Origin of the sequence: Bacterioplanoides sp. SCSIO 12839 (assembly GCF_024397975.1) — a bacterium.
In the GTDB taxonomy this organism is placed as follows: Bacteria; Pseudomonadota; Gammaproteobacteria; order Pseudomonadales; family Oceanobacteraceae; genus Bacterioplanoides.
The window spans coordinates 449,355-467,774 of sequence record NZ_CP073745.1; the positions used below are offsets into that span (position 1 = coordinate 449,355).

The 18,420-nt window shown below is 49.6% G+C and carries 18 protein-coding genes; 11 read left to right on the forward strand and 7 right to left on the reverse strand.

Annotated features, from left to right (window positions below; translation table 11 throughout):
* Positions 1-5: 5 nt before the first annotated feature.
* From argB to coaBC, 4 genes are all read right to left on the reverse strand, one after another.
* Entirely contained in the window at positions 6-908 is a 903-nt protein-coding gene (gene argB, locus KFF03_RS02160) for an acetylglutamate kinase (RefSeq protein ID WP_255858635.1), read from the reverse strand.
* A gap of 130 nt (positions 909-1,038) precedes the next feature.
* Positions 1,039-3,552, reverse strand: a complete 2,514-nt coding sequence (locus tag KFF03_RS02165) for a phosphomannomutase/phosphoglucomutase (RefSeq protein WP_255858636.1) — start codon at positions 3,550-3,552, stop codon at positions 1,039-1,041.
* A 68-nt stretch (positions 3,553-3,620) separates the two neighbouring features.
* Positions 3,621-4,076, reverse strand: a complete 456-nt coding sequence (gene dut / locus KFF03_RS02170) for a dUTP diphosphatase (protein ID WP_255858637.1) — start codon at positions 4,074-4,076, stop codon at positions 3,621-3,623.
* Positions 4,077-4,125: 49 nt separating this feature from the next.
* The gene (gene coaBC, locus KFF03_RS02175; protein WP_255860820.1) at positions 4,126-5,352 is read right to left on the reverse strand and encodes a bifunctional phosphopantothenoylcysteine decarboxylase/phosphopantothenate--cysteine ligase CoaBC; all 1,227 of its coding nucleotides are present in this window, start codon (positions 5,350-5,352) and stop codon (positions 4,126-4,128) included.
* A gap of 67 nt (positions 5,353-5,419) precedes the next feature.
* Between coaBC and radC the strand changes: the two genes are divergently transcribed.
* The 5 genes from radC to KFF03_RS02200 all read left to right on the forward strand — a co-directional run bounded on the left by radC (position 5,420) and on the right by KFF03_RS02200 (position 8,617).
* Positions 5,420-6,094: a DNA repair protein RadC gene (gene radC / locus KFF03_RS02180; protein ID WP_255858638.1), complete on the forward strand. Its 675-nt coding sequence runs from the start codon at positions 5,420-5,422 to the stop codon at positions 6,092-6,094.
* A gap of 201 nt (positions 6,095-6,295) precedes the next feature.
* On the forward strand, positions 6,296-6,532 hold the full coding sequence (gene rpmB, locus KFF03_RS02185; protein WP_068658357.1) for a 50S ribosomal protein L28: 237 nt from the start codon (positions 6,296-6,298) through the stop codon (positions 6,530-6,532).
* An 11-nt stretch (positions 6,533-6,543) separates the two neighbouring features.
* Entirely contained in the window at positions 6,544-6,702 is a 159-nt protein-coding gene (gene rpmG, locus KFF03_RS02190; protein ID WP_068658359.1) for a 50S ribosomal protein L33, read from the forward strand.
* A 75-nt stretch (positions 6,703-6,777) separates the two neighbouring features.
* The gene (gene mutM, locus KFF03_RS02195; RefSeq protein WP_255858639.1) at positions 6,778-7,590 is read left to right on the forward strand and encodes a bifunctional DNA-formamidopyrimidine glycosylase/DNA-(apurinic or apyrimidinic site) lyase; all 813 of its coding nucleotides are present in this window, start codon (positions 6,778-6,780) and stop codon (positions 7,588-7,590) included.
* 208 nt (positions 7,591-7,798) lie between these two features.
* The gene (locus KFF03_RS02200) at positions 7,799-8,617 is read left to right on the forward strand and encodes an outer membrane beta-barrel protein (RefSeq protein ID WP_255858640.1); all 819 of its coding nucleotides are present in this window, start codon (positions 7,799-7,801) and stop codon (positions 8,615-8,617) included.
* A 130-nt stretch (positions 8,618-8,747) separates the two neighbouring features.
* Here KFF03_RS02200 and ggt read toward each other — a convergent pair whose 3' ends face one another.
* The 3 genes from ggt to coaD form a co-directional block, all read right to left on the reverse strand.
* On the reverse strand, positions 8,748-10,457 hold the full coding sequence (gene ggt / locus KFF03_RS02205; protein WP_255858641.1) for a gamma-glutamyltransferase: 1,710 nt from the start codon (positions 10,455-10,457) through the stop codon (positions 8,748-8,750).
* Between the two features lie 190 nt (positions 10,458-10,647).
* On the reverse strand, positions 10,648-10,905 hold the full coding sequence (locus tag KFF03_RS02210) for a YfhL family 4Fe-4S dicluster ferredoxin (RefSeq protein ID WP_255858642.1): 258 nt from the start codon (positions 10,903-10,905) through the stop codon (positions 10,648-10,650).
* Positions 10,906-10,947: 42 nt separating this feature from the next.
* Positions 10,948-11,430: a pantetheine-phosphate adenylyltransferase gene (gene coaD / locus KFF03_RS02215; protein ID WP_255858643.1), complete on the reverse strand. Its 483-nt coding sequence runs from the start codon at positions 11,428-11,430 to the stop codon at positions 10,948-10,950.
* 237 nt (positions 11,431-11,667) lie between these two features.
* Between coaD and KFF03_RS02220 the strand changes: the two genes are divergently transcribed.
* The 6 genes from KFF03_RS02220 (at position 11,668) to betB (ending at position 18,410) form a co-directional block, all read left to right on the forward strand.
* Entirely contained in the window at positions 11,668-12,921 is a 1,254-nt protein-coding gene (locus tag KFF03_RS02220; RefSeq protein ID WP_255858644.1) for a diguanylate cyclase, read from the forward strand.
* A gap of 74 nt (positions 12,922-12,995) precedes the next feature.
* Positions 12,996-13,340, forward strand: a complete 345-nt coding sequence (locus KFF03_RS02225; protein WP_255858645.1) for a histidine triad nucleotide-binding protein — start codon at positions 12,996-12,998, stop codon at positions 13,338-13,340.
* A gap of 18 nt (positions 13,341-13,358) precedes the next feature.
* On the forward strand, positions 13,359-14,789 hold the full coding sequence (modF, locus tag KFF03_RS02230) for a molybdate ABC transporter ATP-binding protein ModF (protein WP_255858646.1): 1,431 nt from the start codon (positions 13,359-13,361) through the stop codon (positions 14,787-14,789).
* A gap of 81 nt (positions 14,790-14,870) precedes the next feature.
* Positions 14,871-16,157: an HD-GYP domain-containing protein gene (locus KFF03_RS02235; RefSeq protein WP_255858647.1), complete on the forward strand. Its 1,287-nt coding sequence runs from the start codon at positions 14,871-14,873 to the stop codon at positions 16,155-16,157.
* A 192-nt stretch (positions 16,158-16,349) separates the two neighbouring features.
* Positions 16,350-16,940 carry a transcriptional regulator BetI gene (gene betI / locus KFF03_RS02240; protein ID WP_255858648.1) on the forward strand — a complete coding sequence of 197 codons (591 nt, stop codon included), beginning with the start codon at positions 16,350-16,352 and terminating at the stop codon, positions 16,938-16,940.
* Positions 16,941-16,955: 15 nt separating this feature from the next.
* Entirely contained in the window at positions 16,956-18,410 is a 1,455-nt protein-coding gene (betB, locus tag KFF03_RS02245) for a betaine-aldehyde dehydrogenase (RefSeq protein ID WP_255858649.1), read from the forward strand.
* Positions 18,411-18,420 lie beyond the last annotated feature (10 nt).

An 18,420-nucleotide genomic window follows, 5' to 3' on the forward strand; every position in this document is an offset into this window, starting at 1 on the left:
TCGGATTAACCGCGCGCATTGGTAATCAAGGTGCCAACGCCTTCGTCGGTAAATAATTCCAACAGAGTGGAGTGAGAAACGCGGCCATCAATAATATGAGCGCTGGTAACACCTGCATGAACCGCATCCAGAGCACATTGGATTTTTGGCAGCATGCCGCCATAAATGGTGCCATCAGCAATCAGCCCATCAACCTGTTCGGTGGTTAGCCCGGTGAGGATTTCACCTTCTTTATCCATCAGTCCGGCGATATTGGTCAGCAGAATTAACTTTTCAGCTTGTAATACTTCAGCCACTTTACCGGCTACCAGGTCGGCGTTGATGTTGTAAGAAGCGCCATCTTCACCAACACCAATCGGCGCAATTACCGGGATAAAATCACTCTGGGTGAGCATATCCAGTACTTGGGTGTTGATGTGTGCAACTTCACCCACATGACCGATATCGATGATTTCTGGCTTCTGCATTTCGGGTGAGGTGTGTGTGACCTTGAGCTTTTTGGCGTGCAACAACTGGCCGTCTTTACCGGTTAACCCCAGGGCTTTACCACCATTCTGATTAATCAGGTTAACGATGTCTTTGTTGACCAGGCCGCCCAGTACCATTTCAACCACATCCATGGTTTCTGACGTGGTGACACGCATGCCATTGACGAAACGGCTTTCGATACTCAGTTTATCCAGCAACTCACCAATCTGAGGACCGCCGCCATGCACCACAATCGGATTAATGCCAATCAGCTTCAACATCACCATGTCGCGGGCAAAGCTGTTCTTCAGCTCGTCATCGATCATGGCGTTGCCGCCGTATTTCACCACGATGGTTTTGCCAACAAAGCGCTGCAGGTAAGGCAGCGCTTCACTCAGAATTTGTGCAGTATGCATGGCGGCTTTACGTGGTAACGGCATGGCTGGCTCCGGCCTGAAGTGACAACAGAATAAATATTAAGAATAAATAAAACCGGCTTATAGCCGGTTTCTGATGGTGGCGATTATAGCGTAATCAGACGCTTGAATTCCAGAATAGAGGCCTTTTGATTCAGAAAGGAACCTGTAATTCCGGCGCATGCAGGGTAAGTGCCTGCTTCATACGTTGTTGAATTTTGATGATTGCCTGTTGATCATTACCAGCAAAGCGTAGGGTTAGTTTTGGGGTGGTGTTGGAAGGGCGTATCAACCCCCAACCGTCACTGAACTCAATACGTAAGCCGTCGGTGGTGAATACCCGTGCGCCATCCGTCAGTTGCTGATCCGTCGACAGGGTTTTAAGGATCTCGAACTTGCGGGTGTCGGTTGTGGCAATGGTAATTTCCGGTGTGCTGACATCTTCAGGTAATGCTGCGAATTGTTCTGCTGCAGAGGTGTTACGGAAGCTGATCAGTTCCAATAAACGCGCGGCGGTGTACAAACCATCATCAAAACCATACCAGCGGTCCTGAATGTAGAAGTGGCCACTGAATTCGCCGCCGACAATCGCATTGCTGTCTTTCATGCGTTTTTTCATCAGAGAGTGGCCGGTTTTCCACATAGTTGGTCGGCCACCATGGCGACTGATCAACGGCGCTAAGTGGCGCGATGACTTCACATCATAAATAACATCCCGCCCGGGGTTACGCGGCAGAATATCTTCAATTAATAGCATTAATAACCGATCTGGCCAGATGATTTTTCCCTGATTGTCGACCAATGCGACACGATCGCCATCTCCATCAAACGCCAGCCCAAGGTCGGCTTGTTGTTCGACAACGGCTTTTTGAAGATCGGCCAGGTTGTGCGGCTGACTGGGGTCTGGGTGGTGATTCGGAAAATTGCCATCGACGTCACAGTACAGCGCGGTGCAATCAATATTCAGCATTTCCATAAGTTGTTTTGCCGCCGGGCCAGCAATGCCGTTGCCCGCATCAATCACGACCTTCAGATCACGGTTGATTTGCACATCGCCTTCAATCCGGTCCAGATAATCCTGTTCCAGGTTGCGGCTTTCATTGCTGCCTTCACCTGATGCCAGGTCATTACGAGCGATGCGGTGGTACAGCACCATTAATTCGTCCTGAGCCAGTGTTTGTCGATCAATCACTATCTTCAGGCCGTTAAATTCAGATGGGTTATGGCTACCGGTGATCACAACACCGCAGGATGTGTCCAGTTCATGTGTGGCAAAGTACAACAGCCCGGTTGGTTGCGCGCCTAACAGGATGGTGTCACAGCCACTTTGATTGATGCCGCGTTGTAGTGTTTCTGCCAGTTCAGGGCTGGATGGGCGACCATCCCAGGCAATACTGATCTTGTTAAAGCCTCGTTTTTGCACTTCTGTTCCGAGTGAGCGACCAATCCAGTACACCACATCGACAGTCAGGTCCTGGCCAACAATGCCGCGGATATCATAGGCACGGAAAATCGTCTGAGATATTTCTGGCTTCTGGCCATGATTGTCACTGACTTCTTCGACTTCCATGCCGGGTATGGTCTGGGCGTTTGAGTTTTCAGTGAGAGAGTTAACGGCTCGTTTGTTGCCTGTTTTGACTCTGGGTTGTTCGAGGGAAATGTCCTGTTTTTCTCGTGTGGAGCTCTGTGATTCATCTGAGGAACTGGCAGTGTGAGCGGTTTTTAACAGGTGCTCCATATGTTGGGCAATATCGTGAAACAGTTGTAGCGAAAATTGAGGAAACTGGTTTTCTCCCTTGCGGCTGAGTGTACGGACATAAGTCAGTAACTTGAGTTGGTTTTGCTGAACCATTTTTTTCTGGAGAAAAACGATAATGAATAAGCCCGTCAGAGTCAGGACCAGCACAACAATCCATGAAGTTGCCAGTGGCAGCAACTCAAGTTGTGGGCGCTCATTAGCAGGGATGTAGGTCAGGTACCAGAAGTCATTAATGGACTCAGTCACGGCAGCGCCGGTTTTCTCACTGGCCCGACCCAGGCGGAAAATCTCAAAGCCTTTGCTTTTGTCTTCATCAATGTATTGGTTAACGACCACTTCACCCAGCAAACTGCTGGTCCCGGATTGAAATTGTTTCAGCCAGTCAACGCCATACTCTACTAATAACACCCCAGCGATCTTGCCCTGACTGTTATGAATAGCGGAGGCCCAGAAGAACTGCTGTTTCTGGTTGCGCATCACCGCTTCCAGATTCATTTTATTGCCACGTAAGGTGCGGGTAACGACCTGTTGAACGGCGAATCCCATAGACGCTTGCAGCCCCATCGCATCATTACGCTTTAACAGATGAATGCGCGTAGCGCCGGGCATAAATTGCTTTAATGTTGCTTTCCAGGACGGGTCTCCGGATTCCAGGGCCGCCAGAGTTTTTGGGTGGCGACTCGCGGCATTTTGCAGGCGTTGAGTGTCGTTGAGCTGAGTTTTCAGTGAGTGGGACATTTGCCCGGCCATGGCTTTGGCAAACGCATGGTCGACTTCGGATTGAGTAAAAAGGTTAACCTGAAGGCTTTGAAAGGCCAGTCCGCCGGATATAAACAATAATGCCAACCAAATAGTAATACGGCTGTACATTACAATGGTGCCTTTGGGGCGGCGAACTTCGGTCGTCATGGGCATCCCTTCTGATCATTATTTTTTATCGATGGCGATCAGGCGCATGGCACCTGATCTGACTTATATTATTGGCGTCCGGAATGACCAAAGCCACCGCTGCCACGTTCAGTTTCTGTGAACTCGGTGACAATATCAAACTCTGCTTGTACAACAGGAACCAACACTAACTGAGCCAGACGTTCACCTATTTCAATCGTGAAGCTGTCTTTGCCACGATTCCAGCAGCTGACCATGAGTTCACCCTGGTAATCGGAGTCGATTAAGCCCACCAGATTACCCAGCACAATGCCATGTTTATGGCCCAGACCTGAGCGTGGCAAAATCATCGCAGCTAATGACGGGTCTTCAATAAAAATCGATAAACCCGTACGGATCAGCTGAGTTTCACCAGGATGCAGCGTCAGTGGTGCATCCAGACAGGCACGCAGATCCAGTCCTGCGGAGCCGCTGGTCGCGTATTCTGGCATTGGAATTTCGTTGCCAATTCGGTCGTCGAGAATTCTGACTTGTAATGTTTGCATAGAATTAATCTTATGTATGGCTGTTATAAATATCGGGTTGTAGGAAAAATTATCCGGCCGGATGTTGTTGGCTTTCCTGATAACGCATTGCGATCAGCTCAATCAGCTGGCGTGCCATTGTGTGTTTGCTCATCGAGTCAAACGACTGTTGCCCTTCCTGCCAGATAGCCGTTGCCGCATTATTGTCACTATTGAAACCAATGTCTTCACGAGAAACATCATTGGCCACAATCATATCCAGGTTCTTATTCGTCAGCTTGCCTCTGGCATAGTCTTCAACCGCTTGAGTCTCTGCGGCAAAGCCCACTGTGAAAGGGCGTTGCTCGTGATGCGCCACGGTGGCAACGACATCCGGATTTTTAATCATGGTGATGTCTATCTGATCACCGGATTTTTTAATTTTCTGATTAGCAACCGTTAATGGACGATAATCGGCTACGGCTGCAGCGGCGATAAAGACCTGGCATTCTCCCATTTGGGCAAGGGCTTCATCCAGCATGTCTCGAGCGCTGTTGATTTGTTTCAGGGTAATGCGTTCGGGAGCGGGCAAATTTACTGGACCGGAGATTAAGGTCACTCTGGCTCCGGCGTCGCGGGCCGCTTCAGCAATGGCGTAACCCATTTTGCCGGAACTGTGATTGCTGATATAGCGCACCGGGTCGATTGCTTCACGGGTTGGTCCGGCGGTGACCACCAGATTAATGCCCGCCAGCAAACCCGTTTCAAACAAATCGGCACAGCTGGCTGCAATCACCTCCGGGTCGAGCATGCGTCCCGGGCCGACATCACCACAGGCTTGTTCGCCGGCATCAGGCCCGAAAACATGGAAGTTCTTGCCTTTGATATCAATCAGTCGCTGTAAATTCTGCTGCGTTGTGCCGTCCTTCCACATGGCCTGATTCATTGCCGGTGCAATCGCCAGAGGTGCTTCCGTTGCAAGACAAATGGTGGTTAATAAGTCATCCCCCAGGCCTTGCGATAAACGGGCAAGAAAGTTAGCGGAGGCGGGGGCAACCAATAACAGATCAGCCCATTTGGCGAGCTCAATATGGCCCATGCCGGCTTCTGCTTCCGGATCCAGTAGCGCGTGATGTACCGGGTTGCCGGATAACGCCTGCAGCGTTAATGGAGTAATGAACTCCATGGCGCCCTTGGTCATCACGACACGAACATCGGCTCCGGCTTTTTTCAGGTGGCGAACCAGTTCGGCCGATTTGTAGGCAGCAATGCCGCCAGTGATGCCCAGTAAAATGCGCTTATTGGTCAGTTGTTGCATAGTCATTCGGGTGCTGTTAAGAATGGTGTTGAGTATATATCAGTCAGCGACCTACAGGGAGGTGGGGATGTCGATTAGTGAATGGCCAGCTATGGAGCGGCCCAGAGAGAAACTGCTGGCACAAGGACCACGGGTGTTATCCGATGCTGAGCTGTTGGCCATCTTTCTGCGTACCGGTGTCACTGGTAAAAGTGCCGTGGACCTGTCGCGTGAATTATTAGCCGATTTCGGCAGCTTACGGGCGTTATTGACGGCGGATCAGGCAACGTTTTGTCGTCGTCCTGGCCTTGGCAGCGCGAAGTTTGCTCAACTCCAGGCCGTGTTGGAAATGGCTAAGCGCCATTTGGCCCAGGAGCTTGAGCGCAGTGATGCCCTGACCAGTCCTCAGTTAACCCAGCGTTATTTGTTATCTCAGTTACGTGATCGTAGTCATGAGGTTTTCGCTTGTTTGTTTTTGGACAACCAGCATCGGGTGATTCGTTATCAGGAGTTGTTTTACGGTACATTGGACGGTGCGGCGGTTTATCCCAGAGAAGTGGTTAAGCAGGCGTTAGCACTAAATGCCGCAGCGGTGATTCTGGCGCACAACCATCCGTCTGGTATTGCTGAGCCGAGTCAGTCTGATAAAGCCATTACCGAGCGTTTACAGCAAGCGTTAGGATTGATGGATATTCGGGTGTTGGATCATCTGGTTGTTGGTGATGGCTATTGTGTGTCGTTTGCCGAACGTGGTTGGATTTAGTCATAAAGCCGAGTGGAATTCGGCCAAAACGTCGAAAAAGCATCCAAAATAACGCTTTCACTTGCCTGGTGAGGATCCTTTTGGTATAAAGCGCAACTCTTTTCAGCCAGGGCATTTGTCTGAAGCCAAATTTTGGCCGACTCGCCCACGGTTGTAACGAATTTTTCATTTGTTCGATACAGTTAAATCGGGGCTAAATCAATGTCTAAGGTTTGTCAGGTTACAGGTAAGCGTCCTGTAACAGGGAACAACGTTTCCCACTCAAACATCAAAACTAAGCGCCGTTTTCTGCCTAACTTGCAGTACCACCGCTTCTGGGTAGAGAGCGAAAAGCGTTTCGTACGTCTGCGTGTAACCACTAAAGGCATGCGCATCATCGATAAGAAAGGTATCGATGCTGTTCTGGCCGAAATCCGCGCTCGCGGTGAGAAAGTTTAAGGAGGCCTGTTATGCCACGTGATAAGATTCGTCTGGTTTCAAGTGCCGGTACTGGCCACTTCTACACTACAGACAAAAACAAGCGCACTATGCCTGAGAAAATGGAGATCAAAAAATTTGATCCAACCATTCGCAAGCACGTAATGTACAAAGAAGCTAAAATTAAGTAAGTTTCTTTATACTGCGCAAAAAACCCGGCCTTGGTCGGGTTTTTTTATGTCTGAGATTTTTGATTAGGGTGGGTTATGCCTGAGTTACCAGAGGTTGAAACAACACTGCGGGGGATTGAACCCTGGTTAGAAAACACCGTCATTGAGCAGGTTATCGTCCGTCAGCCTAAATTGCGCTGGCCGGTAGAGAAGTCTGTTCAGTTGTTGCAAGGGCAGCCAATTCGTAAGCTTAGCCGCCGGGCAAAGTATATTCTGGTGGAAACCGATGTTGGTACTGCGATCTGGCACTTGGGGATGTCGGGTTCTTTGCGCCTGGTTGACGATGATGAACCGGTCGCAAAGCATGATCACATCGATTGGTTGCTATCGAATGGCAAAATCCTGCGCTATCACGACCCGCGACGTTTTGGTGCCTTGTTATGGCAGGCACCGGATGCCACCGAAAGTGAGCATCTGGATCACCTCGGGCCAGAGCCCTTGTCGGATGCGTTTGATGTGGATTATTTGTTTCAACGCAGTCGCAAAAAAACTCAGGCCATTAAGCAGTTTATTATGGACGGTAAAGTGGTTGTAGGCGTGGGGAATATCTACGCCAATGAAAGCCTGTTTATGGCAGGTATTCGCCCCACGCTGGCGGCAGGTAAGGTGAGCAAAGCCCGTTATGACAAGCTGGTGGCTTGTATCAAGCTGGTTCTGGAGCAGGCGATTGCTCAGGGTGGCACCACGCTGAAAGATTTTGTTGGTGGCGATGGTAAGCCGGGCTACTTTGCTCAGGAGTTATTGGTCTATGGCCGTGGCGGTGAACCCTGTTTGCATTGTGGTTCGGCACTGAAAGAAATTCGCCAGGGACAACGTGCAACGGTTTATTGCTCTAAGTGCCAACGCTGACGACCTAAGTGTCAGCGTTGACGACCTAAGTGTCAGCGTTGACGACCTAAGCGCCAACGCTAAGCAATTTTGCTTACTGGTTACCGAGCGGCCGTATTTTTTGTGGAACGATCAGCATCTCTAAGCCGGAGTCGTGACGCACGCTGAACAGGCTGCTATAGTCGAGCAATATTGCCTATCAAAAATAAGAGGATGAAAGATGCGATTCATGACCGCAATGAAAAAGCCATTATTGGCCTCGGTTGCAGCGGCTTCGTTATTAACCAGTGGAATGGTCACAGCAGAGGTGGTTGATGAGAAGCCCAGCGCCGGTGCCATGGTCGTTGATGCTGTTTTTGTTCGCCCTCTGTACTTTATTCTGTCTCAGGCTGGCTCATTGGTGTATGGCGCGACACTGCCATTTACCTTGTTGGGAGAGAATGCGACGGATGCGGCAGAAACCCTGGTTGTTACACCGCTGCAAGGTGCGTTTGTACGCTGCTTAGGTTGTGGTGATATCGATAATGAAGTGGCTGCTCTTGAAGAAGGTAAGGGCAAAACCATTCGTCATTTTGCCATGATCAGTGCTGGTCAAACCAACTTTGATCAGGACGGCAATACGGGTGATGGAATTTCTGGTGGTGCGTATCTCGGAACGCACTTCAGCCTTTCGGACACCAGTCGTTTTGATGTGTTGCTGGGTTACCGCTCTTTGGGGTCACTGGATGTTGAAGAAGGTGAAGCTAATGAATATGAGGCAAAAACCAGCTCTATTCAGATTGCCAGCCGCTTTGGTAAGCAGATTTTCTGGGATATTGAGCTGATGGGTAAGCTGGGTCTCCACTCTTGGGAATCTGATTTAAAAGCCAAAAGTGATGGTTCAAAGCTGGATTTCTCCGGGTACGACTTCTTCTATGGTATTGCTCTGGAAAAGTTTATTACTGACGATATTCGTGTTGGTGTTGAGCACACGCGCTACTCTCTTGAAGAAGATGACTTCGAGGCGAAAATTAACACTACAGATCTGAATATCAGCTATATGTTCTGATTCTGACTGTTTAAAAAAGGCCGCGGAAGTATCACACTTCAGCGGCCTTTTTTGTTTTGAAGGGAAAGTGCACGGCATCTGGCTCCCACGCTCTGCGTGGTAGTTATGCCTGAGTAAAAAACAACCGTGTTCAGTGGACCTGCGATTCACCCAGGCCGCGCGGATCGGATGCGGCAGTAACTTCCCCTGATTTTTTGTCCCACAAAATAGCCTGCATATTGCCATACTGGCGACCAACCGGTTTCAGTTGGTGGCCTTGTTGTAACAGCGCGGCCTGCTCAGATTCAGTAAAGGTATCCGGCTCATACTGAATCACATCGGGCAGATATTGGTGATGGAAGCGTGGGCGTGACACCCAATCCTCTACCGGTTTACCTTGCAGATGTTCCAGCATGCCGAGGAATACCATGGTAATAATCCGGCTGCCGCCCGGGGTGCCAATTATGGCGGAGCTGTGTCTGGTGTTCACAATACTGGGTGACATGCTCGATAGCGGGCGTTTACCCGGTGCAATGGCGTTGGCTTCGTTGCCTACCAGGCCATAAGCGTTGGACTCACCCGGTTTGGCCGAAAAGTCATCCATCTCATTGTTAAGCAAAATGCCGGTGCCCGGAGCGGTATAAGCGGAGCCAAACGGTAAGTTGATGCTCAGTGTGGCTGACACCATATTGCCCTGCTGGTCGATGACCGACAGATGGGTAGTGTGAAACCCTTCCTGCAAATTTTTAACACCGTTCAGGCTCAGGCTTGGGGTAGCTTGTTGCATATCGATACTGGCCGCCCAGTTTGCTGCACGTTGATCGGATAACAGCTCGGTGACAGGTACGTTCACATAATCCGGATCACCCAGATATTCTGCCCGGTCTTTATAAGCGCGGCGCATCACTTCAGCCAATAAATGCGTTTGCTGCACTTTATCCAGTGATTTCCAGTCGGGTACCGTCTGCTGTGCCAGCATCTTCAGCATTTGTGCAATGGCGATACCACCGGAGGACGGCGGTGGGGCACTGACAATATCGTACTCGCCGAGCTGTATGCGGATTGGCTCACGTTCGACCACGTTATAGTTGGCCAGGTCATCCAGCGTCCAGTCGCCGCCATCCTGTTGTACGGCGTTGACCAGTTTTGTGGCCACCTCGCCTTTATAAAAGCCGTCAAAACCCCGGTCAGACAATGCTTGCAGGGTATTGGCTAAGTCGGGTTGTTTGATAACGTAACCCACCTCAGGAATCTCACCGTTATCCAGCAAAATTTCACGACTATCGGTGTAGCGACGCACGTTTTTCAGACGAAAGCCCATTAGCTTCTGGTAATGCTCATACACAGGAAACCCCTCCTGTGCTTGTTGAATAGAGGCTGTCAGTGAGTCAGACAGTGGCAGCTTGCCGTAGTTTTCTGCCAGGTGCACAAAGGCCGCAGCTTGGCCGGGAATGCCAGCAGCGGTTGGCCCATTCACCGCTTTGTCGCGATTTACCGTACCGCTCTCGTCCAGGTAATAATCCCGATGTGCCGCCGCCGGAGCTTTTTCGCGTGCATCAATAAAGGTGTATTTATCTTTTTGTGCTTCGTAAATCAGCCAGAATCCACCACCACCAATACCGGCGCTGTAGGGTTCAACCACCCCGAGGCTGGCCGCGACAGCAATGGCAGCATCAAAGGCATTACCGCCTTGTGCCAGGATATCCATACCAGCTTGAGTTGAGAGTGGGTGAGCGCTGGCAATCGCGGCTTTTGATGGTGTCGCTGACGCCTTTGGCCCGGTAGTTGATAATTCAGTCGGAGCCTGACTGCAGGCAATGATCAGAGTGGAACTGAGTAACAGCAAGGAGCGTTTTAACATAAACCGGATTCCATCGGCGGCTATTTAAAGGAAGGGTGTCAGTGTGCTTAACCGGAGTGCAGGGTGCAAGTGGCCATGCTTTTTGTGTCTGGAACAGTGAATTGATCATAAGACAGACATAAAAAAACCTCTGTTTCCTGCGAAGCAGAGGTTTTTTCAGTATTGATGCCAAGAACCAGGCTAGCAGCGATTAAGCGACTTTTTTGCCCGTCAACTTCTCGTATTTAGCTTCCAGCTCTTCCTGGGTTTCCATGTTATTGTCATCCTGAGGGATACAATCAACCGGGCATACCAGCTGGCATTGCGGCTCATCGTAGTGACCGACACATTCGGTACATTTGGATGGCTCAATTTCATAAATCTCTTCGCCCGCAGAAATTGCTTCGTTCGGGCACTCAGGTTCACATACATCACAGTTGATGCATTCATCGGTAATAATCAGGGCCATAACACACCTCTCATCAAAAGGTTGTCTGCTTATGATGCAGACTTATTTGTTAGGAACGCTCTTCTGCAAAGCTTTGGCAACTGCCGGGTGAACGAAGTTGCTGACGTCTCCGCCTAAAGAAGCGATCTCTCTCACAAGCGTAGAAGAAATATAAGAGTGTTTCTCTGCCGGGGTCAGGAACATGCTCTCAACATTCGGTGCCAATACACGGTTCATATTGGCTAACTGAAATTCGTATTCAAAATCCGACACTGCCCGCAGGCCGCGTAAGATAATGTTGGCTCGTTTTTCCTGCACAAACTCAGCCAATAAGTTGCTGAAGCCGGTCACTTCAACGTTGTGCAAATGCCCTAAAACCTCTTCGGCCAGGTCAACACGGGTCGCGAGATCCAGCATGGGTTTTTTCTTAGGGTTGTCGGCAACAGCAAGAATAATGTGGTCAAACATCCGGGCAGCGCGCTCCACCAAATCGGTATGACCGTTAGTGATGGGATCGAATGTGCCTGGGTAAACAACGATATTCATAGCTGAGCCTTCTCATCAGAAATCCGGCGCATAGTAAACAAATTCTGCTTGCTGCTCAATAAAGGTGTCATACCAACCCGATGCAGATCAGCTTAATTATTGATGTGTTGGTTTCGTTGTGAGCCGTGAGCTGGGGCTGGCACGGAAAATTCCGGCGGCTTTGGTTAAAGCTTCTAAACTGGGAGAAAGGCTTTATCCATCATCACTGATGGGTGACAACTGAGTGCAGGAGAAAGTATGCCGAAGTTTCTGATTGTTGAAGACAGCAGCGTTATTCTGAAAATACTGAAACACATTGCTCGCCAGGAACTCCCTTTTGAGGTGATTTATGCCATGAATATGGCGGAAGCGCTGGAGTTGTATGAGACTCATCGGCATGAGCTGGTGGCTGGGTTGATTGATCTGGCATTGCCGGATGCACCAGATGGACAGCTGGTGGATTACCTGTTGGAGCAGGGGTTGCCGGTGGTGGTATTGACCGGCACCAGTGACGAGCAGACTCGTCAGTCTCTATTGCAGAAAGGCGTTGCCGATTATGTCATCAAAGAAACCCGCTTCTCTTATCAGTACGCCATTCAGATGCTGCATCGGCTGGATAAAAACCGTCAGGTCGATGTGCTGGTGGTGGAAGACTCACGGACGTATCGCAATTACCTGGTAGGGTTGCTCGGTTTACATCGTTATCGGGTGCATCAGGCGGAGGATGGTGTGCAGGCGTTGCAGATATTGCATCAGAAACCGGGTATTCAATTGGTGATCTCGGATTATCATATGCCCAATATGGATGGTTTTGAGCTGGTGCAGGCGATTCGGCATCAGTTTGAAAAGCGCAACATCGCCGTTATTGGCTTATCCGGTCAGGAAGATGCGTCATTGTCGGTGAAGTTTATTAAAAACGGCGCCAATGACTTTTTGACCAAGCCTTTCCAGCAAGAAGAGTTCTTTTGCCGTGTTACGAACAATATTGAATCACTGGAGAATATGGAGAAGCTTCATCATCAGGCGACGCGTGATTATCTGACCGGTTTGTACAATCGCCGCTATTTTACCGAAGAAGCTGAACAGCAATTACACAAATGCCAGCGCGAAGGGACGCCGGTGAGTCTGGTGGTGCTGGATATCGACTTTTTCAAAAGCATTAATGATGAATACGGCCACCTTGCTGGTGATCAGGTGTTGCAGCAGATGGCGCAATATTTCGACGATGGGCTGGGGCGTTTCCTGGTGGCTCGCACCGGCGGCGAAGAGTTCTCTGTGTTGTTGTCCGGGTTGGATAATGAAAAAGCGGTGAGTCTGATGAATGGATTTCGCCAGGGGGTTCAGGAGCGGATTTTTGAAATTCCGGAAGACTTTGTTCGTATTACCGTATCGGCGGGTGTATCAACCCTGACGGATACACCATTATCCCTTGAGCAATTGTTTACCCGCGCCGATGAGCACTTGTATCGTGCGAAGGAAGCGGGAAGAAACCTGATTATGGGGGATGAATAATGATTGATGCTGAGAAAGATTGTAACCTGAGTCTCTTTTTTCTATCGTAGTCTTAGTTAACAAAGGTTTAGTCAATGTCTGAAGATACTATTTTTGGCAAAATTGCCCGCGGCGAAATGGACGCCAATATCGTCTACGAAGACGATATGTGCCTCGCTTTTCGTGATCTCTACCCAGCCGCACCCATGCATATTCTGGTGATCCCGCGTAAGCCGATTCCACGCTTGTGTGATGCACAGGAAGAAGATAAAGCGCTATTGGGTCATCTGATGCTGGCCGCCAATAAAGTGGCTGAACAGGAAGGCTTGGGTGATAAATTCCGTTTAGTGGTTAACAACGGCGCGGATGCGGGCCAGAGTGTGTTTCACCTGCATTTACACGTTATTGGTGGCCGCTCGTTAAAGTGGCCTCCGGGCTGAGTTTCTTCGATCCATCCTATGCAATTTACAGATATACAAGCCCGATTACACGATGGTCGCCAACTTCGTTTTGATGACTGGCAAATCCAGCCCGGTGAGTATTGGGCCATTACCGGTACGAATGGCAGTGGTAAAACAGCACTTTCCTGCTTGTTTGCCGATGAATTACGTCTGAGTCATGGTGTTGCGGCGGATTTGCCGGATGCCGTAGCTTATGTCTCTCTTGAAGCGCAGGCAGCGCAGATAGAGCTTGAGCGTAAGCAGGATGAAAGTGATCTGAATGATTGCCCCGATTCCGGCACGCTGGTACGCGACTTATTAACACCACTGGATGATCAGGTTCGCCATTGGATTGATGTGCTGAATATCGGCCATCTGCTTGATCAGGGTTTTCGTTCCTTATCCACGGGAGAAAGCCGCAAGGTGTTATGGATTAACAGCTTGCGCCAGCAGCCTGATTTGTTGGTGTTGGATGAACCATTAGAAGGGCTGGATCAGAACAGCCGTGTTGCACTCAACGCCGAGCTGGAACGTATTCAGCAGCAAGGTCAGGCGATTGTTTGGGTAGCTAATCGTCTCGATGAGCTGCCTGACTGGATTACCCATGTTGTGTTTATGCACCAAGGGCAGATGCTGTATTCCGGTGCAAAAGCAGAAGTGCTGGCGCAACCCGAAGTGTCCGGGCTAATGCACTTTGATCGTGAGTTAGCCGAGTTCCCTGAGTCTGTTCGTCACTATGACTTGGCGGCTGATGAGCCATTGTTGCGGCTGACGGATGTCAGTATTCGTTATGGCGAACGTACCTTATTTGATCAGCTGAGCTGGCAGGTTGAGCCAGGCCAGCACTGGGCCATTCAGGGGCCTAACGGCTGTGGTAAAACCAGCTTGTTGCAGCTGATTACTGGTGATAACCCACAATGTTACCGCAATGACCTGTGGCTGTTTGGTATGCAGCGTGGCACGGGCGAAACCATTTGGGATATCAAAAAACACATTGGCATCGTATCGGCTTCGTTGCAGTGGGAATACCGCGCTACCACCAATGTATTGAGCACCGTGATTTCCGGTTTATACGACAGTATCGGTTTGTATCAGGCCACTGGCGATGATGATAAAGAGCTGGCGCTGCAATGGCTTGAGCTCATTGGTCTGCGTGATAAGGCCAACCAAAGCTTGCAGCACTTATCCTATGGTGAACAGCGCTTGGTGCTGATTGCCCGGGCGCTGATTAAACAGCCACCGTTATTGATTCTGGATGAGCCATGTCAGGGGCTTGATGATCCGAGCCGACAGCTGGTGCTGGCGTTCATCAATCGTTTGGCTCAGCAACGGCAGGTGACCTTGTTGTATGTGACACATCTTGCCAATGAAATTCCGGCGGCGATTGAGCAGCGCTTACACTTTGAAGCGAATAACGGTTACAGCCAGATACGCATTTCTACCGACTGAGTGCAGCACTTTCGCGGCTCGTCGCTAGACTGAAAATAACGATAATTCACACCACTAAACCAACAAAGGCGACCCAATATTGTGATTGGCTCCATTACCAAAACGCGTAATGGCCGGCAATTTCAGATCAACAAACGACACACGCGGAAGCGTCTGGATGTGTCTGAGTTAACGTTAGGGATGCACATTGTTGAACTTGACCGGCCATGGATTGAATCTCCATTTTTGTTTCAGGGCTTTTTACTCGAAAGTCCGGATGATATTCGTATGGTTCAGGACGTGTGCTCCTGGGTTTATGTGGATGTCCTGGAAGAAGAGTGGCAAGAGCACCATGGAGCGACTGCCGGAAAACCACAGACACGCCAGCGCTTCGTTGAGAAGCAAGAGATGGCGCAGCAGCTGACTCAGGCGAACCGAACCTATCAGGCGACTAAGCAGCAGGTAAAAACTCTGCTGAACAGTGCTTATCTGGGTCAGGCCATGAATATGGAAGGTGCCAAAGTTGCAGTTAAGGAGTGTGTTGATCGGGTTATTCATAACCCTAATGCGATTCTCTGGCTAACCCGCCTCAAGCATCAGGACGAATATACGGCTGAACACTCGGTGAATGTCTGTCTGCTTTCTATTGCGCTGGGTCGTGAAATGGACCTGGCTCCCTACGAGCTGGAAAATATTGGCATTTGTGGTTTGATGCACGACATCGGCAAAATGAAAGTCCCGCCTGAAATCCTCAATAAACCCGGGCCGCTGGACCCTCAGGAATTTGAGGAGATGGCGCGTCATACTACCTATGCTAAGCAACTGTTGATGGGGCGTTCCGATATCTATCCGGGTGCCGTCGATGTGGCTTATACCCACCATGAACGCCTGGATGGTAAGGGTTATCCACGAGGCCTGGATGCCAGCAAGATCTCGTTGTTTACCCGGATAGTGACGGTTGCTGATGCGTACGATGCCATGACCAGCGACCGGTGTTATCAGAAAGGCATGTCATCGATAGATGCCCTGAAAATTCTCAATCGTCATGCTGGCAGTCAATTTGATACTGACATTGCCCGCCAGTTTATTGCCATGATTGGCTTATACCCGCCGGGTTATCTGATAGAAATGACCAATGGTGAAGTCGGGATTATTTTGTCGTCTGACCCTGGATTCTCGCTCAAACCCAAGGCCATCATGGTGTTAGGCCCGGATAAAGAGCCACAGCCCGAACGAATCATTAATCTGGCGAATGCGCCGCAAGATGATCGCGGAGAGTTTTATAAAGCAGCAGGTGTTTTTCGTAGTGGTACCTTTGGTGTTCATGTAAATGATTACATTTCTAAAGGTTTACGAATTAAAGGATTTGAATTCTGTATGCAGGATTAGAAAAGCATTTCTCAAAAAAACTCTTTGTTGTCTAAAGGAAAATGGTAGGGCAATTCAGCAGGGATGCGGCTGATTTTGGCGTGAAATGCCCGTATTTTTACCCATTCGGGTCAGTTTTAATACCAGTCATTGGCTTGATGTTTAGACATCAATTGTTTAGTCTTAAATCTAAATGAACATTCAATCAAAGTTATGAGCCGCTCAAAACAGCAGAGTCAGCGTCGGGATGATATTGTTCAGGCCACGCTGAAATCCATAGAGTTGTATGGTCTTTCAGGCACTACCATCAAAACCATCAGTGGTATCGCTGATATTTCCGTTGGTTTGATCAACCACCACTTTGGCTCCAAGCAGAAACTGCTGGAGTCGGCCGTCCGCTTTTTGCTGGAACAGTTACGCTTGGGTCTTCAACAGCGTTTGCAATCCGATGGCGCAATCCCACCAAAAGAACGTCTGTATCGTATCGTCGAAACGAATTTCACCAGCTTTCAGCAATCGCCTTCGGCCTCCCGAACCTGGTTATGTTTTTGGGCAGAAGCGGCACATTGCGCAGAACTGTCACGCTTGCAACAAATCAACAGTCGCCGCTTATACAGCAATTTGCTGTATTCCTTTGTTGCGTTGATGCCGCGCGAAGACGCCTTAGTTGCTGCTGAAAGAACGGCTTCCATGATTGATGGTTTTTGGTTACGAAGTACGTTAAGTAGCACCCCTGAGCAGGCTTTTGTCGCTGCTGAGCAACACTGCAAAGCGTTTATAGATGAGCTGCTGGATCGCCAGTAGCGTTAGGAATTAAGCATGATCCTGAAAAACTTCATCGACGGTTGCTACCTCAGCAATCAAAGTGGGGAAACTTTTGACGTGATCAACCCGGCAACGGCTGAGGTGATGTATCAGGTTGAAGTCGCTGACCACTATGTTCAACAGCAAGCCATTGAGAGTGCTCAACGCGGTTTTCAACAATGGTCATCCATGACGGGGATTGAACGCAGCCGAATTTTGAATAACGCCGTATCATTACTGCGTGAGCGTAACGATGAACTGGCCAAGCTGGAAGTGCTCGACACCGGAAAGCCTTGGCAGGAAGCCAGTGTGGTGGATGTTGTTACAGGTGCAGATGCCATTGAATTTTTTGCTGGGTTAGCCCCCTCAATTGAAGGTAATCAGCAAGACCTCGGCGGTGATTTTTATTACACCCGTCGCGAGCCTCTGGGCGTGTGCGCGGGTATTGGTGCATGGAATTACCCGTTGCAAATTGCATGTTGGAAGTCGGCTCCGGCTCTGGCGTGTGGTAATGCTATGATTTTTAAACCCTCCGAAGAAACCCCGATGGGCGCCTGTAAGCTGGCAGAGATTTTTATCGAAGCTGGGGTTCCTGCCGGTGTCTTTAATGTGGTGCATGGCGCACGTGAGGTGGGGGAATGGTTAACGCATAACCCGCATATTGAAAAGGTGTCATTCACCGGGGAAGTCGGAACCGGCAAACGGGTGATGGCCGCCGCAGCGACCACGTTAAAAGACGTCACGATGGAGTTGGGTGGTAAATCGCCGTTAATTGTTTTTGATGATGCCGATATTGATGAAGCCGTCAGCGCTGCCATGTTAGGTAATTTTTATACCCAGGGCGAAATCTGCACCAACGGTACCCGGGTGTTTTTGCAAGCGGGTATCAAAGACCAGTTTCTTGAAAAACTGAAGCAGCGAACTGAGCAAAATATTGTTGCCGGAGACCCGTTAGACCCAGCGGTGAATCTGGGCGCTCTGATTTCAGAAAATCATTACCAGCGTGTTTTGGATTATATCGAAACCGCGAAGGCGGAAGGCGCCACCTTGTTATGTGGAGGCAAAGCATTGCAGCCTGATTCTGCCCCTAACGGTTATTTTGTGGCGCCAACGGTGTTTGTGGATTGTCACGACGATATGACCATTGTTAAAGAAGAAATTTTTGGCCCGGTGATGTCGGTATTGGAATTTGAAACCGAAGAAGAAGTGATTCAGCGCGCGAATAATACCCAATTGGGATTAGCAGCCGGTGTTTTCAGCAATGATATTCGCCGTGCGCACCGGGTGATTCATCAGATTCAGGCGGGCATTTGTTGGATTAATGCTTACGGTGCTTCTCCGGCAGAAATGCCTGTCGGTGGTTATAAGCAATCGGGCATTGGTCGCGAAAATGGATTAGCAACGTTAAATCATTACACCCAACTAAAAGCGGTGTATGTTGGCATGAACCCGCTGGAAAGCCCTTTTTAGGTGTACGCTG

What these genes read in the sequence shown, in the direction of transcription:
- argB (WP_255858635.1), bottom strand. Translation starts at nt 908, where the DNA reads ATGCCGTTACCACGTAAAGCCGCCATGCATACTGCACAAATTCTGAGT.
- KFF03_RS02165 (WP_255858636.1), bottom strand. Translation starts at nt 3,552, where the DNA reads ATGACGACCGAAGTTCGCCGCCCCAAAGGCACCATTGTAATGTACAGC.
- dut (WP_255858637.1), bottom strand. Translation starts at nt 4,076, where the DNA reads ATGCAAACATTACAAGTCAGAATTCTCGACGACCGAATTGGCAACGAA.
- coaBC (WP_255860820.1), bottom strand. Translation starts at nt 5,352, where the DNA reads ATGCAACAACTGACCAATAAGCGCATTTTACTGGGCATCACTGGCGGC.
- radC (WP_255858638.1), top strand. Translation starts at nt 5,420, where the DNA reads ATGTCGATTAGTGAATGGCCAGCTATGGAGCGGCCCAGAGAGAAACTG.
- rpmB (WP_068658357.1), top strand. Translation starts at nt 6,296, where the DNA reads ATGTCTAAGGTTTGTCAGGTTACAGGTAAGCGTCCTGTAACAGGGAAC.
- rpmG (WP_068658359.1), top strand. Translation starts at nt 6,544, where the DNA reads ATGCCACGTGATAAGATTCGTCTGGTTTCAAGTGCCGGTACTGGCCAC.
- mutM (WP_255858639.1), top strand. Translation starts at nt 6,778, where the DNA reads ATGCCTGAGTTACCAGAGGTTGAAACAACACTGCGGGGGATTGAACCC.
- KFF03_RS02200 (WP_255858640.1), top strand. Translation starts at nt 7,799, where the DNA reads ATGACCGCAATGAAAAAGCCATTATTGGCCTCGGTTGCAGCGGCTTCG.
- ggt (WP_255858641.1), bottom strand. Translation starts at nt 10,457, where the DNA reads ATGTTAAAACGCTCCTTGCTGTTACTCAGTTCCACTCTGATCATTGCC.
- KFF03_RS02210 (WP_255858642.1), bottom strand. Translation starts at nt 10,905, where the DNA reads ATGGCCCTGATTATTACCGATGAATGCATCAACTGTGATGTATGTGAA.
- coaD (WP_255858643.1), bottom strand. Translation starts at nt 11,430, where the DNA reads ATGAATATCGTTGTTTACCCAGGCACATTCGATCCCATCACTAACGGT.
- KFF03_RS02220 (WP_255858644.1), top strand. Translation starts at nt 11,668, where the DNA reads ATGCCGAAGTTTCTGATTGTTGAAGACAGCAGCGTTATTCTGAAAATA.
- KFF03_RS02225 (WP_255858645.1), top strand. Translation starts at nt 12,996, where the DNA reads ATGTCTGAAGATACTATTTTTGGCAAAATTGCCCGCGGCGAAATGGAC.
- modF (WP_255858646.1), top strand. Translation starts at nt 13,359, where the DNA reads ATGCAATTTACAGATATACAAGCCCGATTACACGATGGTCGCCAACTT.
- betI (WP_255858648.1), top strand. Translation starts at nt 16,350, where the DNA reads ATGAGCCGCTCAAAACAGCAGAGTCAGCGTCGGGATGATATTGTTCAG.
- betB (WP_255858649.1), top strand. Translation starts at nt 16,956, where the DNA reads ATGATCCTGAAAAACTTCATCGACGGTTGCTACCTCAGCAATCAAAGT.